The 12,922-nt window shown below is 32.0% G+C and carries 16 protein-coding genes and 1 tRNA gene; 14 read left to right on the top strand and 3 right to left on the bottom strand.

Annotation, left to right across the window (positions count from 1 at the left end):
* The first annotated feature begins 1 nt into the window (after position 1).
* The 4 genes from ACYQ19_RS08205 to ACYQ19_RS08190 all read left to right on the top strand — a co-directional run bounded on the left by ACYQ19_RS08205 (position 2) and on the right by ACYQ19_RS08190 (position 3,491).
* On the top strand, positions 2 to 2,200 hold the full coding sequence (locus ACYQ19_RS08205) for a tetratricopeptide repeat protein (protein WP_459978942.1): 2,199 nt from the start codon (positions 2 to 4) through the stop codon (positions 2,198 to 2,200).
* A gap of 93 nt (positions 2,201 to 2,293) precedes the next feature.
* A complete protein-coding gene (locus ACYQ19_RS08200; protein WP_459978941.1) occupies positions 2,294 to 3,037 on the top strand; it encodes a Bax inhibitor-1/YccA family protein in 744 nt (247 codons plus the stop codon).
* Positions 3,027 to 3,425 carry a thiamine-phosphate pyrophosphorylase gene (locus tag ACYQ19_RS08195; protein ID WP_459978940.1) on the top strand — a complete coding sequence of 133 codons (399 nt, stop codon included), beginning with the start codon at positions 3,027 to 3,029 and terminating at the stop codon, positions 3,423 to 3,425. The genes ACYQ19_RS08200 and ACYQ19_RS08195 overlap by 11 nt, the downstream gene beginning before the upstream one ends.
* Positions 3,416 to 3,491: transfer RNA gene (locus ACYQ19_RS08190), tRNA-Ala, on the top strand. Before ACYQ19_RS08195 ends, ACYQ19_RS08190 begins: the two co-directional genes overlap by 10 nt.
* Here the strand turns inward: ACYQ19_RS08190 and ACYQ19_RS08185 are convergent.
* Positions 3,492 to 4,094: a Tll0287-like domain-containing protein gene (locus tag ACYQ19_RS08185; RefSeq protein WP_459978939.1), complete on the bottom strand. Its 603-nt coding sequence runs from the start codon at positions 4,092 to 4,094 to the stop codon at positions 3,492 to 3,494. It abuts the tRNA gene before it with no gap.
* A gap of 22 nt (positions 4,095 to 4,116) precedes the next feature.
* Complete coding sequence (locus ACYQ19_RS08180) at positions 4,117 to 4,827, bottom strand: methyltransferase domain-containing protein (RefSeq protein ID WP_459978938.1); 711 nt, start codon at positions 4,825 to 4,827, stop codon at positions 4,117 to 4,119.
* A gap of 55 nt (positions 4,828 to 4,882) precedes the next feature.
* Here ACYQ19_RS08180 and secG point away from each other — a divergent pair, with 55 nt between their 5' ends.
* From secG to ACYQ19_RS08130, 10 genes are read left to right on the top strand one after another with little or no spacing between them, the layout of a single operon-like run.
* A complete protein-coding gene (secG, locus tag ACYQ19_RS08175; RefSeq protein WP_459978937.1) occupies positions 4,883 to 5,212 on the top strand; it encodes a preprotein translocase subunit SecG in 330 nt (109 codons plus the stop codon).
* Positions 5,209 to 6,132: a polysaccharide deacetylase family protein gene (locus ACYQ19_RS08170; RefSeq protein ID WP_459978936.1), complete on the top strand. Its 924-nt coding sequence runs from the start codon at positions 5,209 to 5,211 to the stop codon at positions 6,130 to 6,132. The genes secG and ACYQ19_RS08170 overlap by 4 nt, the downstream gene beginning before the upstream one ends.
* A complete protein-coding gene (gene frr, locus ACYQ19_RS08165; protein ID WP_459979020.1) occupies positions 6,129 to 6,686 on the top strand; it encodes a ribosome recycling factor in 558 nt (185 codons plus the stop codon). The genes ACYQ19_RS08170 and frr overlap by 4 nt, the downstream gene beginning before the upstream one ends.
* 25 nt (positions 6,687 to 6,711) lie before the next feature.
* Positions 6,712 to 7,323 (top strand): orotate phosphoribosyltransferase, encoded by a 612-nt coding sequence (gene pyrE, locus ACYQ19_RS08160; RefSeq protein ID WP_459978935.1) that lies wholly within the window; start codon positions 6,712 to 6,714, stop codon positions 7,321 to 7,323.
* Positions 7,323 to 7,727: an HIT family protein gene (locus ACYQ19_RS08155; protein WP_459978934.1), complete on the top strand. Its 405-nt coding sequence runs from the start codon at positions 7,323 to 7,325 to the stop codon at positions 7,725 to 7,727. The genes pyrE and ACYQ19_RS08155 overlap by 1 nt, the downstream gene beginning before the upstream one ends.
* Positions 7,717 to 8,763 (top strand): MFS transporter, encoded by a 1,047-nt coding sequence (locus tag ACYQ19_RS08150; RefSeq protein ID WP_459978933.1) that lies wholly within the window; start codon positions 7,717 to 7,719, stop codon positions 8,761 to 8,763. The genes ACYQ19_RS08155 and ACYQ19_RS08150 overlap by 11 nt, the downstream gene beginning before the upstream one ends.
* Before the next feature lie 28 nt (positions 8,764 to 8,791).
* Positions 8,792 to 9,757: an ATP-binding protein gene (locus tag ACYQ19_RS08145; protein WP_459978932.1), complete on the top strand. Its 966-nt coding sequence runs from the start codon at positions 8,792 to 8,794 to the stop codon at positions 9,755 to 9,757.
* Entirely contained in the window at positions 9,733 to 10,323 is a 591-nt protein-coding gene (gene rnhB, locus ACYQ19_RS08140) for a ribonuclease HII (protein WP_459978931.1), read from the top strand. Before ACYQ19_RS08145 ends, rnhB begins: the two co-directional genes overlap by 25 nt.
* A 9-nt stretch (positions 10,324 to 10,332) precedes the next feature.
* Positions 10,333 to 11,025: a glucosaminidase domain-containing protein gene (locus tag ACYQ19_RS08135; protein ID WP_459978930.1), complete on the top strand. Its 693-nt coding sequence runs from the start codon at positions 10,333 to 10,335 to the stop codon at positions 11,023 to 11,025.
* 53 nt (positions 11,026 to 11,078) lie between these two features.
* Complete coding sequence (locus ACYQ19_RS08130; protein WP_459978929.1) at positions 11,079 to 11,879, top strand: mechanosensitive ion channel family protein; 801 nt, start codon at positions 11,079 to 11,081, stop codon at positions 11,877 to 11,879.
* On the opposite strand, the gene ACYQ19_RS08125 is transcribed toward ACYQ19_RS08130, so the two are convergent.
* Complete coding sequence (locus tag ACYQ19_RS08125; protein WP_459978928.1) at positions 11,876 to 12,796, bottom strand: D-2-hydroxyacid dehydrogenase; 921 nt, start codon at positions 12,794 to 12,796, stop codon at positions 11,876 to 11,878. The genes ACYQ19_RS08130 and ACYQ19_RS08125 overlap by 4 nt on opposite strands.
* Between the last annotated feature and the right edge of the window lie 126 nt (positions 12,797 to 12,922).

The following is a 12,922-nucleotide window of genomic DNA, read 5'->3' as shown; positions in this document are numbered from 1 at the left end:
AGTGGCAGAAGAAAAAAACACTAATACAGAAGAAAATGTAATTGTTATAGAAGAAGGCGAACAAACCAAAAAAAAGAAAAACAAATTCATACTTATTATAATTATTCTCTTATTGGTAACAATCATTCTTCTTTTGATATTAGCCGCCGTCGTAATAACTAAAAAAAAGAAATCATCTGCTGCTCTTTCACCTGAAATTACTGAAATCACAAAAAAACTGGAAAAAAAACACATTATTCAAAAAGATGAAATCAAACAACTTATAAAAAGAGCCACTATTCTTTACAATAAAGGAGAAAAAGAAAAAGCCCTGCAAATTTTAAACAAACTCTCAAGCTACTCGGAAGCATTATCATATTATAATTTAGGCGTTATCAAACTTGACGAAAAAAATTATAAAAAAGCGCTGGAATATTTCCAAAAAGCAATTAAAAACAAAGACAATCGTGCTTTAAGCGCAATTAATGCCACTTATGCGGCTCTTATGCTTAAGAATAAAAAACTTTTTGATTATTATAGACATTTAGCTTACACTTTTTTACCTGAAATAGCAAAGCTAAAAAGTTATCCTTATTATTATGCAGTGGTTATGTATTATATGGGATATGAATTTGAATCTATTCCGGCTTTAAAAACAAAAAACCCTTATTTTGAAGAATCTAATAAACTTTTGAGTGCGATTTATGAATATTATGGAGATTTTACAAAAGCTCAAAACATTGAACACGATCCTTTTTTCAAAGGACTTTCTCTTGCAAGAATAGGTGAATATTCACTAGCAAAAACGTATCTTGCAATGTCGGACAGAAACGAATCTCAATTTGCTCTTTCTTTAGTGGATTTAAAACTTTCAGATTTTAAAGAAGCTTCAACTATTTTAAAAAAATTTGAAGATAATAATATTTATCCAATTAATGTTTACTTACAACCTTCTTTATTTGAAACAAAAACAGCCCAAAAATATTTTAAAGAAAATTTCCTAAAACAGAAAGAAGATTTTTACGATCTTTTCTTTTATTACGCCCCTTATAAAGTTTTTAATATGAACCAGACAATTTCATATCTTAAAAAAGGAATTGCGGGAATTCCAATAGGTTCTATTGAGGAGTCTCAGTCATATCTTAGTAAAAGTGCTACTTATTCCGCACTAAATATTAAAATTTCAAATGCTTTAAAATTAGCATTAAACGGACATATTTACCTTGCAAACCAAAAATTTAAACAATTGATTAAAAAAAGGGATACTTCATATATATTACATTACGACTTGGCTTTAACTTATGCACAATTAGGTGATTATAATAATGCTTATATTCATTTTTTAAGGGCATACCATTTAAATCCAAATGATTTAAAAAGCGGTATTTATGCTTTGATGGCACTCGGTAAAATTAAAAAAACAAACGAATACCTTATTAGTTCCATTAAAGAAGATTTAAACGATAATACGATTTTAGAACAAGCCCTTCTAGCAATAGTCCAAAATAACGCCGTGAATATGGCAGCGTTTTTAGAAAAAGATGAAAAAAATACGCCTACATGGATTATAGCAAGACTTACTTCAAAAGCCTTGCTTGATAAAGATTATACATATGAAGCATTGAAACTCAAAAGTATGTATCCAAAAGAAATAGTTGCTAATTTATTATATTTTTATGCCAATAATCATAATTTACCTGTTTACAAACTTGCCCTTAATTATCAATCAATGTTTTTTTCTCAAAAATTGAATATGAATGACTTTTATTATGGCGCAAAAATCGTAAGAGACTGGTATTTTACTTTTGCCAAAATTTCAGGACTTTTAAATAAAGTGAGATTAAATTTAGTAAATCAGGCGAAAAAAGAAAATTTTGATTTAATTCCCATATTAACAAGAGTGGCTTTTGCAAATTTATACACAAAACATTTTGAAGAGGCTTATGTAATATATAACGACCTGATTAATAATAAAAATATAACAGACCCTCATACATTATATCATGCCGCCGTAGCTGCAATTGGTGCTGGGCATCATTCAAACGCTGTAGCTTTAATGGAACTTGCAAAACTTAAAAACCCTTCATTTTACGAAGCAAGATTTGGTCTTGGACTTTTATGGCAAGAGGCAAATAATTTAAGAGCGGCTTCAATTCAATATGCCAAAATTCCTGATGGATTTAAAAGCAAATATTTTGATTTTAATATTCTTCAAAAATAACTTTTTACCTAATTCTTAATTGTTGCAAATGAAACTTTTTAACGCTAATTTAATCCTTTTTGTTGTATAATTCCCAAAAAAAGAGGAGGTTTTATGAAGTTTAGCTCAAAAGATTTTGGAGGTAGTCCAAAAAATATTGATATCAATACTCAAAAAACAATAAATTACACCGAAACTCACGAAATAACTGATATTAATACTTTCGTTAAAAGAACTTATCAGTTGTTAGCAGGAAGTTTAATAGCTGGTGCTGTTGGCGCATATGTAGGTATGGGCTTTGTAGGTAATATGGTAAACTATGCCACCGGGTCACTTACATTTACTTATTGGGGTGCGGTTATTTTAGAGTTTATTTTACTTTTTGGAATATATGCAGCTAAAAATAAAACTCCTCTAAACTTAGTTTTATTATTTGCTTTTACGTTTATGACAGGATTTACATTAGCACCTACTCTTGCTATGTTTATTGCAGCAAATATGGGATATGTAATTGGTGAAGCGTTTGGGCTTACGGCAGTTGCTTTTGCAGCTCTTACAATTTTTGCAATGAATACGAAAAGAAATTTCACTACAATGGGCAAAATGTTGTTTATCGCACTGATTATTATGATTGTTGCAAGTATCGCAAATATTTTCTTACACCTTCCAATGCTTCAACTTGCAATCGCAAGCGTAGGCGCGGTGCTTTTTAGTTTCTTTATTTTATACGACACTCAAAATATAATAAGAGGAAATGTATCAAGTGAAATTGAAGCAGCCGTTGCATTGTATTTAGATTTTCTAAACCTATTTATCTCACTTCTTCAGATTTTAGGATTCTTAAACAGTGAAGAATAATCCTCCTCTTTTCCGCACTATTGATGCAAATATCAATAGATACAAAGAAGGAATCAGGGTAGTTGAAGATATTTTAAGATATGAATTCAACTCACCCCTTGCAAAAGAACTTAAAAACTTAAGACATATTAAAATCCCAAATTATGAAGAATTTGTAAAATACAGGGATTCCATACATGATATTTTAAAACCTTCAACAAAATCCGAACAAACAAGAAACAATTTAAAAGACTTAATAATCTCTAATTTAAAAAGAGCTCAAGAAAGTGCAAGAGTTTTGGAAGAAAGTTTTAAACTTTTTGATATAATTACATCTGAAAAATTTAAATCCGCAAGATATTCTCTTTATAACTTGGAAAAAGAGATTTTAGAACTTCTGGGGACATAGCTCAGTTGGTAGAGCACCACGCTGGCAGCGTGGTGGTCACGGGTTCGAGTCCCGTTGTCTCCACCATTACTTAGTTTTGTTTAACTCATTGAAATGTTTTTTAAAACTATTTTTATCAATTGTTACTACAACCGCTCCTCTAAAATCATCTTGTTTATAATTGATAGCTTTATCGTATGAATAATATTTTTTTAATGTATTTTTTACATTTATATCCAGCATACTTCCATGACATCTTAAACAAACTTTTTTAACGTAAATAGCTTGGAATATCTGAATTTTTCTAGGATACTCGACAATAACTAAATTATTTTTATTTCTTTTTTGTTGTTGCATTTTTCTCAATATTTTATACTCATTTATATTCGGCCGATTGTAAGGATTTCTGTTTTTATATGAAATTCTTTTTAATTTTATTCTTACTTTCAATTCCCTACTTAATTTTGCACCTGTTTTCATAGTCAAAGAATTGGCATTGTTGTAGCAATATTCTATTGCTTTTGCTTCACCTTCATTTTGCAATTTTGTTTTCAAAGTTTTCTTTAAAATCTGTGTATATTCTTTGTATGCTTCCGATGCAATTTTTATGATTAATTTTTCATCATTCTGATTCATTTGTGCTAACAACAATACACCTACACTTGTTATAGTAAAAAATATTTTTTTCATCCCACCCCCTTTATCATCCTATCTATAACCATTTTATCACAATCACTTCAAACTCCAAATGTTTTACTGGAAAATTTTTCAAAAATTTTTTTAATTTACACACGTTTGTTTTAACATTACCACTTACACCCGAATATTTAATATATTCCAGTAATTCCTTAGGTGAAGAAAAACTCATTTCGTAATAAAGTTTTTCAATATCTTTTGGTTTTAAAATTTCACATGCTTTTAAAACTTCATCTTCTGAACAAATTGGTGAATTTATCCCTAAATATTCGTGAAGGGATTTGAAAGTATTTGAAGTAAAAACTGCCAATAAATAATCTTTTTTTAAATTCTTAATTTCTCTAAATACAAATTCAAGACTTTCCGCCCACTGAAGTGCAGAAAATGACACAATCTGTTCAAAATTTTGTTTTTTTAAAAGTTCATAACACTCTTTTTTATTAAAATCGGCCTTTATGGTGTTACATGGGTTTCTTTTAAGCATCTCTTCACTGCTGTCAATACCCAGGTAAAACTCAAAACTTTTATATTTACAAAGCCCCTCACTGCCGCAACCCAAATCGACAATCCTATTTTTTACAAACGGAAGATATTTTTTAATGATTCTCTTTTGAATAACATTATATTCGCCGTATGTATGGGCAAACCTGTTAAAGCTGCTTATTTTTCCCTCTATACCCCAATAAATCTTTGATTTTTTGGGAGCCCCATAATTTTCAATTCTCAATTCTCAATTCTCCATCCTCAATTTATGATATAATTCTATCCAAAAAAGGTAAAAAATGACCGGTATTTTATTTACTATTCAGATTATTTTGGTAGTAGCAATAGTTATTTTGGTATTACTTCAAAAATCACAATCAATGGGACTTGGTGCATATTCCAGCTCAAACGATACGGTATTTGGTGCAAAAGGACCGATGAACTTTTTAACAAAAGCAACTATGATACTTGGACTTTTATTTGTTTTAAATACTTTAACCCTTGTATATATGTATAATAAACAGGCAAACACTTCTGCCCTTGATGAAGTAAAAGTTCAAACAACAAAACAAACTACAAAATCAACTCCGGCTGTTCCGAGTGTTCCTCAAGCGCCAGTAAAACAATGAGATTAATTTTTCTTTTTTTATTGCCGCTTTGGCTTTTAGCCGAGGCGCATCTGTTCGTTTTACACAGAATCGACGACAACAGGCACCCTTACACAAATACGTCTTCAAAAGAATTGATAAAATATTTCGAATACATCAAATCCAAAGGTTTCAAACCCGTAAAATTATCTACCCTTATAAAAATGCAAAAAGAAGGTAAAAATATTGATAAAGTCGTCGTTTTTACTATAGATGACAGCTATAAAAGTTTTTATAAAAACGGACTACCCGTTTTTATAAAATACAACATTCCGTTTACGCTTTTCGTTTACACCAAAGCCACAACTCAGAAATGGGGCGATTTTATGAGCTGGGAACAGGTCAAAGAGTGCGCCAAATACGGCGAACTCGGAGTTCACAGCTGGTCGCACCCGCACTTAGCTAGATTAACAGATAAAGAAATAATTGAAGATACAAAAAAAGCAATTAACGCTTTTAAAAAATATTTGGGTTATGTGCCGGATATGTATGCTTACCCTTACGGGGAATATAACGAGAGGGTTAAAAAAATAATCAACTCTTTTTTCCCTATCATAGCCAATCAAAATCCCGGCGCATACGGGCTTAATTCACCTATAAACGATATAGACAGATTCGCCCTGACCGGTGAAGTTAATATTGCCAAAAAACTTAAAATCAAAATTTTAAATATAAAAAACCTTCAAATAAAAAGAGATAAAAATAAAATAACTAAAATCAGCGGATATACCAATAAGCCGTATGTAAACATTTATATTACCAAACTCGGATGGAAAGGCGTTAAGGTTAAAAACGGATATTTTGAATATAAGCCTGATTTTACCCTGAAAAAATACAGAAACAGGGTAATCATAAGATATAATTATGAAATGATTTCAAGATTAATATTAAAGGAGGAATAATGGAAGAGGTATTTGAGTTTGCCAAAGAGCATATGGAAAAGAGTATAGAGGTTTTAAGAAAAGATTTAAACACATTAAGAACAGGAAAAGTATCAATACACGTTCTTGACGGGGTTAAAGTTGAATATTACGGAGCACCCACACCTCTAAACCAGGTAGCAAACGTAAATGCGGTTGACGCTACTACAATTGTGGTAAGCCCGTGGGATAAATCAATTATCAACGATATCGAAAGAGCGATTCAGGAAGCAAATGTCGGCGCAAATCCAAATAATGACGGAGATGTTATTAAACTTTACTTCCCTCCAATGACAGAAGAAGAGAGAAAAAAACAGGCTAAAAAAGCTAAAGAATTCGGTGAAAAAGCAAAAATCGCAATCAGAAACATCAGACGCGAGGCAAACGACGACATCAAAAAAATGTTTAAAGACAAAGAAATCACAGAAGACGATCAAAAAAGAGGGCTTGATAAAGTTCAGGAAATTACCGACACTTATGTTGCTAAAGTGGATGAAATAGTAAACAAAAAAATCGACGACGTTATGAAAGTTTAAAAAATTAAACAATGGAAAATGTAAAATGGAAAATGTAAGAGAAATATACGAAAAATACGGCGCCCTTTTAAAAGGGCATTTTCTTTTAAGCAGTGGTAAACACAGCGAATATTATTTACAAAGCGCAAGAGTATTGGAACATCCGGAAGTTGCCGAAAAATTAGCACGTGAGCTTGCTAAACAGATCAAAGAAGCTGGAATTGAAGTGGACAGCGTATGCTCACCGGCAATCGGCGGGCTTCTTGCTGGGTATGAACTCGCACGTGCTTTAGGCGTGAGGTTTATTTTTACAGAAAGAGTTAAAGGTGAAATGACTTTAAGACGCGGATTTGAGGTTAAAGAAGGCGAAAAAATCCTAATCTGCGAAGACATCATTACTACAGGCGGAAGCGCAATGGAAGCCGCAAGGGAAGTTGAAAAAAGAGGCGCCCAAGTCGTGGCATTTGCCGCTATTGCCAACAGAGGCGTATGCCAAAGGGTAAACGGAAAAAGCAAAAGAAAAAGTGAGTGCAAACTGCCTGAAAACAAACCTTTTTTTGCGCTTGATGATTTCGACTTTGAAGTTTACGATCCGGAAAACTGCCCTATGTGCAAAGCCGGAAGCACCCCTGTTAAACCTGGCAGCAGAGGGAACTAATGTCCTGCCCTCTTTGCAACCCCCAAAATGAAAACGTAATTTTCCAAAATGATTTTGTAAGAGTTATACTTGTAGACGAAATACCGGGCTACATACGAATTATCACCCAAAAACACATAAAAGAATTCAGCAATTTAAGCGACGAAGAAGCAGTTAAAATCACACTTCTTACCAAAAAAATCGAAAAAGCGATCATAAACACACTAAATCCCGATAAAGTAAATATTGCAGCACTCGGAAACATGGTTCCTCACCTTCATATTCACATTATTCCGAGATTTAAAAACGACCCGTGGTGGCCGGGTGCAACGTTTTGTGAAAAACAAAGAGAATTCAATTACCCTGTAACACAAAAAAATCTAAACAACCTGATAACTTCAATAAAAAAGTTAAATGCCAAATAAAACCTTTTTTATTTTAAGTCTTTTTTATTTTCTTTTTTTTACACTTATAGGCGATTATGTTATTTTTATGCCCAAATTCTTTAAACAGATAGGATTTGACGCAAAAGAGATAGGGATTATTTTTTCAATGCTTCCGATTGCGAGATTCGTAACTCCTTTTATTTATCTAAAAAAGCCCCTAACCAAGCTCGATTACATCTTAGCGCTTATAATATCTACGCTTTCATCGTTTTTACTGCTGAGTCACAATTTTTATATTATTTTAATTGCATTTTTTCTAATAGGTGTGAGTTTCAGTGTCGTATTCCCTTATATAGAGGCTATAGCGATAGAACAGCTAAAAGAAAAATACGGCAAAACAAGGGTATACGGAAGTATCGGGTTTATGCTTTTTGGAATCGTGTTTTCTTACATAAACGGCGATCTTGTGTGGCTTTTTATTATTTTAATGATACTTACAAACATTACGGCGCTATATTTTCTTGAAGATAAAACGATTACGAAATCCTCTTCTTCCATAAATCTCGCAAAAGAGTGGAAATTCTGGATGGCCGTTGTGTTTTTACAAATAAGCTTCGGAGGGTTTTACAATTTCTTTACCATTTACAACCTAAACCACGGCATACCGAAAGAATACATAGGCTGGCTGTGGGCTATAGGTGTAACTGCGGAAATTTTTATATTCATCTTTCAGCACCGCTTTATTAGCAGATTTAAACCGGTGTTTTTACTTAAAATATCCATTCTCTTAACCGCTTTTAGATGGTTTATACTTTATCTTTTTCCCGGAAATCTAACAATGGTGGCGCTTTCACAGCTTATACACGCGTTTTCTTTTGCTATTTTTCACACTTCGGCTCTACTTTATATTTCTAAACACTACGCCAACAAAACCCTTGCTCAGCAGTTTTATGCCGGAATAGCCTATGGTATGGCGGCATTTGCTGGAAGTATACTTTCCGGAGTTTTATACGGGGAAAATCTCTTTTTATATGAAAGTGTAATAGCGTTTTTAGGATTTTTGATTATGTTATAATACATGAAGATAAAATTAAAGGGGCTTAATGCTTCCAAAAAAAATTCACGACAGAAAAATTAAACTCGATTTTCAAAATACCATTATTTCCGGACCGAAGGGTGTGGGGAAAACATTCTTAGTGTTTAATTTCCTTGAAAATTTCAAAGGGAAATACAAATATATAGATTTTTCCGATTACAGGGAAAAAAATTTTGATTTTTCGGGAATTGAGCTTTTGATTCTTGATAATTATGATTTTTCAATTGAAATCCCTCCCGTTACAACCTTCATTATAACAGATAAAAAATTTGACCTTGAAGGGTTTAAAAACATCGAACTCAAAGGCCTTGATTTTGAAGAGTTTTTTTCTTTTGACAACTCTCAAAGTATCACGCACAGCTTTGATAAATTTTTAAAAACGGGCAACTTGCCAAGGAGTATATATTTAGAAGACTATTTTAAAGACGAATATTTAAAAGACACATTTGACCTTTTGCCGTATAACAAAGAAATTTTGAAATTTTATTTTTCCCATATAGGTGAAAAGTTTACACTTTATCAAATATATCAGATACTTAAAAAACGCATAAAAATAAGCAAAGACAGCTTTTACAAAACTACAAACGAACTTATCGAAAAAAGAATCATTTTTGAAGTCAATAAATTTAATTCTCCAAAATCTCCCAAAAAATTTTATTCATACAATTTTGCTTTCAAAAACATACTTACAAATAGAAAAAACATTCTTTTAACATTTGAAAATATTATATTTTTAGAACTTAAAGAAGATGAAATATATTATAAAGATACCCTTAGCTTTTATCTTCCTAATAAAGAACTCGGAATAATGGTAATGCCATTTGCCAATGAAGAAATATTGGAAGAAAAACTTAAAAAAGTAAAAGATGTAAAAAAAGTTCAGGTTATTACAATTTCAAATGAGTTTGAAATTAAAAACAAAAATTTCGAAGTGGAGGTAACACCGTTTTGGCAGTGGAGATTTGCGGAATAGACGAAGCAGGACGCGGACCTATAGCCGGACCTCTTGTAGTGGCGGGATGCGTATTCAAAAATGAAAAGTTAAAAGTGAAAAGTGAAAAGTGGGAAAATTTCTTACGAGAACTTAACGATTCCAAAAAACTTAGCGAAAAAAAAAGAGAAGAATTGTTTGAGATTATAAAAGAAACCTGTGAATATCATATAGTATTTGTAGATAACAAAACAATTGACAAAAAAGGTCTATCATTTGCAATAAAGTATGCACTAAATGAAATAAAAAACACCTTAAAAGCCCAAAAATATCTTTTTGACGGAAATTCAAATTTCGGGGTTTTGGGAATTGAAACTATAATCAAAGGTGACGGAAAAATCAAACAGATAAGCGCAGCAAGCATCTTGGCAAAAGTCAGCCGGGATAAATATATGATTGAAATTGCCGATAATTACCCTATGTATAATTTTAAAAAACACAAAGGCTATATTACACAAGGACATATTGAAGAGATCAAGCAATACGGATTTAGCGATCTACATAGAAAAAGTTATAGACTAAAAGCGCTAGAACCAACACTTTTTTAAGGAGAATATTTGAAAAAACTTATTTCACTTGCACTTGCTCTAAATTTATATGGCGCATTTCCTTCGTGGTATTATAAAGTTAAAGGGACAAAACAGCAAAAAGAAGCATTTGTTGAGATAATGCTCCCTTTAATTCAGGCAGAAAACAAAAAAATTATTCATTTAAGAAAATTAATAATAGATATATTCAATGACCCGTATTATTTAATAAATCCTAAAAAAATAGCTTTTTTAGCCAAAATAGCAAAAATATATAAAATTAAAGATATTACAAATAAAGAAGAATTCTTAAAAAAAATCAATATAATTCCCCCTTCCCTTGCACTAGCCCAAGCTGCGATAGAAAGCGGCTGGGGGAAAAGCAGATTTGTAAAAGAAGCAAATAATATATTCGGTCACTGGACATATTCAAATAAAGGGCTAGCCCCTAAAAGTAAATACGAACATATAGATATTGATTATTCAATTAAAATTTTCCCTTCTTTAGAAGCTTCAATTGCTGCATATATGAGAAACCTAAACAGAAACCCCGCATATAAAAAATTTAGAGATCTAAGATATAAATTTTTTAAAAAGCACAAAAAGTTCACAGGGCTTGACGCCGCAGAAACAATGATAAACTATTCACAAAAAAAAGAAGAATATGTAAAACTTTTAAAAAATATGATCAAATCAAACAACTGGCAAAAATATGACAAATAATCACTTATGTGTCATAATGTTAATATAAAATTAAATTAAAAAAAGGAGAAAAAATGAGCGGATTTTTAGCTCTTGCAATTGCTTGGGGAATTAAAATTCTTGGTGCAATTGCAATTTATATTATAGGTAAATGGATTGCGCAGTTTTTAACTAGTTTATTTAGAAAAATGCTTGAACGTTCAAACACCGATGTCACACTGGTAAAATTTTTAGGAGACTTGGTTTATTTTGGTTTAATTGTTTTAGTTATTATAGCGGCTCTTGGCACATTGGGTGTAAATACAACATCGTTTGCTGCCATAATAGGTGCAGCTGGATTGGCTGTAGGTTTAGCACTTCAGGGAAATATTGCAAATTTCGGTGCTGGCGTAGTTTTATTATTTTTAAGACCTTTTAAGGTAGGTGATTTTGTTGAAGCGGGTGGAGCTGTAGGTGTAGTGGATGCAATAGGTATTTTCAATACAACATTCAAAACAGGAGACAACAGAGTGATTATCGTTCCAAACTCAAACATTATCGGCGGAAATATTACAAACTATTCAAGAGAAGCTATCAGAAGAATAGACCTTGTTATCGGTGTCGGTTATGAAGACGATCTCAAACTTGTAAAATCAACTCTTGAAGAGATCCTAAACAACCATCCGAAGGTTCTAAAAGACCCTGCACCTGCAGTAGCTTTAGCTGAACTTGCAGACAGCAGTGTAAACTTTAATGTAAGACCTTGGGTTAAAAGTGAAGATTACTGGAGTGTTAGAAGCGAACTTCTTGAAACTATCAAAACTACATTTGATGAAAAAGGAATCAACATCCCTTATCCTCAAATGGATGTTCACGTAGATCAAAAAGCGGCTTAATTCCCGCTTTTTATAAACTCTTCAATATTCTTGTAAATCCCATCCATCAGTTTGTTTCTTGCTTCAATGCTTGTCCATGCGATATGAGGGCTTAGAAGCGTTATGTTTTTAAATTTCAAAAGAGGATTATCCGCGTTTACGGGTTCTTTTTCAAATACGTCAAGTCCTACGAAAAGATTTTTTTGTTCTAAAATTTTGGCAAGGTCTTTTTCATTGATAATACCGCCTCTTCCGAGATTAACAAGCACAGCGTTATCTTTTATCAGTGAAAGTTTTTCGTAATTTAAAAGATCTTTTGTGTTTTCATTCAAAGGTGCGTGGATTGAGATAATATCGCTGGTTTTTAAGAGTTCATTAAGTTCAACCCTTTTATATTCGGGATTAATGTTTTTTCCACTTGTAGAATAATAAACCACTTCGGCACCGAAACTTTTGGCTATTTTGGCAACTCCCCTTCCGATTTCACCAAGCCCTATTATTCCCCATCTTTTTCCTGAAATTTCAAACCAGTTTTGAATATGTGTAAATATTTCACTTTTAGGATATTCATTGCGCGTATAATTGTCAAAATAACACACTTTGTTTAAAAGTCCTAAAACCAGTGCGAATGTTTGCTGAATAACGGCATTTGTCGAATACCCAGCCACATTTTTTACAGGTATTGCCTTTTGTTTTGCATATTCCAAATCCACATTGTTCATCCCGGTTGCGGCAATCTGAATGAATTTAATATTAGCATTATCCATTATATATTTATCAATCACCACTTTATTGGTAACCACAATATCAGCTTCTTTTACCCTCTCAAGTGTTTGGGAAGGTTTTGTGGTTTGATAAATTTTCACACTTCCGAATTTTTTAAACTTTTCAAAATCAACATCACCGAGTGTCAGCGCATCTAAAAAAACTATGTTCATATCTATCCTTTAAAATTTTTAATAATTATACCAAACGCTTTATCTTAGTGTCTGGCACTTCAAATTGAAGTTATTGAAGTTATTGAAGTTATTGAAGTTATTGAAGTTATTGAAGTTATTGAAGTT

This window comes from Nautilia lithotrophica (genome assembly GCF_054656815.1).
Note: the sequence above shows the minus strand (reverse complement) of the source record. Positions and strands in the feature narration are given on the sequence as shown.

What these genes read in the sequence shown, in the direction of transcription:
- ACYQ19_RS08200 (WP_459978941.1), top strand. Translation starts at nt 2,294, where the DNA reads ATGAAGTTTAGCTCAAAAGATTTTGGAGGTAGTCCAAAAAATATTGAT.
- pyrE (WP_459978935.1), top strand. Translation starts at nt 6,712, where the DNA reads ATGGAAAATGTAAGAGAAATATACGAAAAATACGGCGCCCTTTTAAAA.
- ACYQ19_RS08130 (WP_459978929.1), top strand. Translation starts at nt 11,079, where the DNA reads ATGAGCGGATTTTTAGCTCTTGCAATTGCTTGGGGAATTAAAATTCTT.
- ACYQ19_RS08145 (WP_459978932.1), top strand. Translation starts at nt 8,792, where the DNA reads ATGCTTCCAAAAAAAATTCACGACAGAAAAATTAAACTCGATTTTCAA.
- ACYQ19_RS08150 (WP_459978933.1), top strand. Translation starts at nt 7,717, where the DNA reads ATGCCAAATAAAACCTTTTTTATTTTAAGTCTTTTTTATTTTCTTTTT.
- secG (WP_459978937.1), top strand. Translation starts at nt 4,883, where the DNA reads ATGACCGGTATTTTATTTACTATTCAGATTATTTTGGTAGTAGCAATA.
- ACYQ19_RS08125 (WP_459978928.1), bottom strand. Translation starts at nt 12,796, where the DNA reads ATGAACATAGTTTTTTTAGATGCGCTGACACTCGGTGATGTTGATTTT.
- ACYQ19_RS08170 (WP_459978936.1), top strand. Translation starts at nt 5,209, where the DNA reads ATGAGATTAATTTTTCTTTTTTTATTGCCGCTTTGGCTTTTAGCCGAG.
- ACYQ19_RS08155 (WP_459978934.1), top strand. Translation starts at nt 7,323, where the DNA reads ATGTCCTGCCCTCTTTGCAACCCCCAAAATGAAAACGTAATTTTCCAA.
- ACYQ19_RS08185 (WP_459978939.1), bottom strand. Translation starts at nt 4,094, where the DNA reads ATGAAAAAAATATTTTTTACTATAACAAGTGTAGGTGTATTGTTGTTA.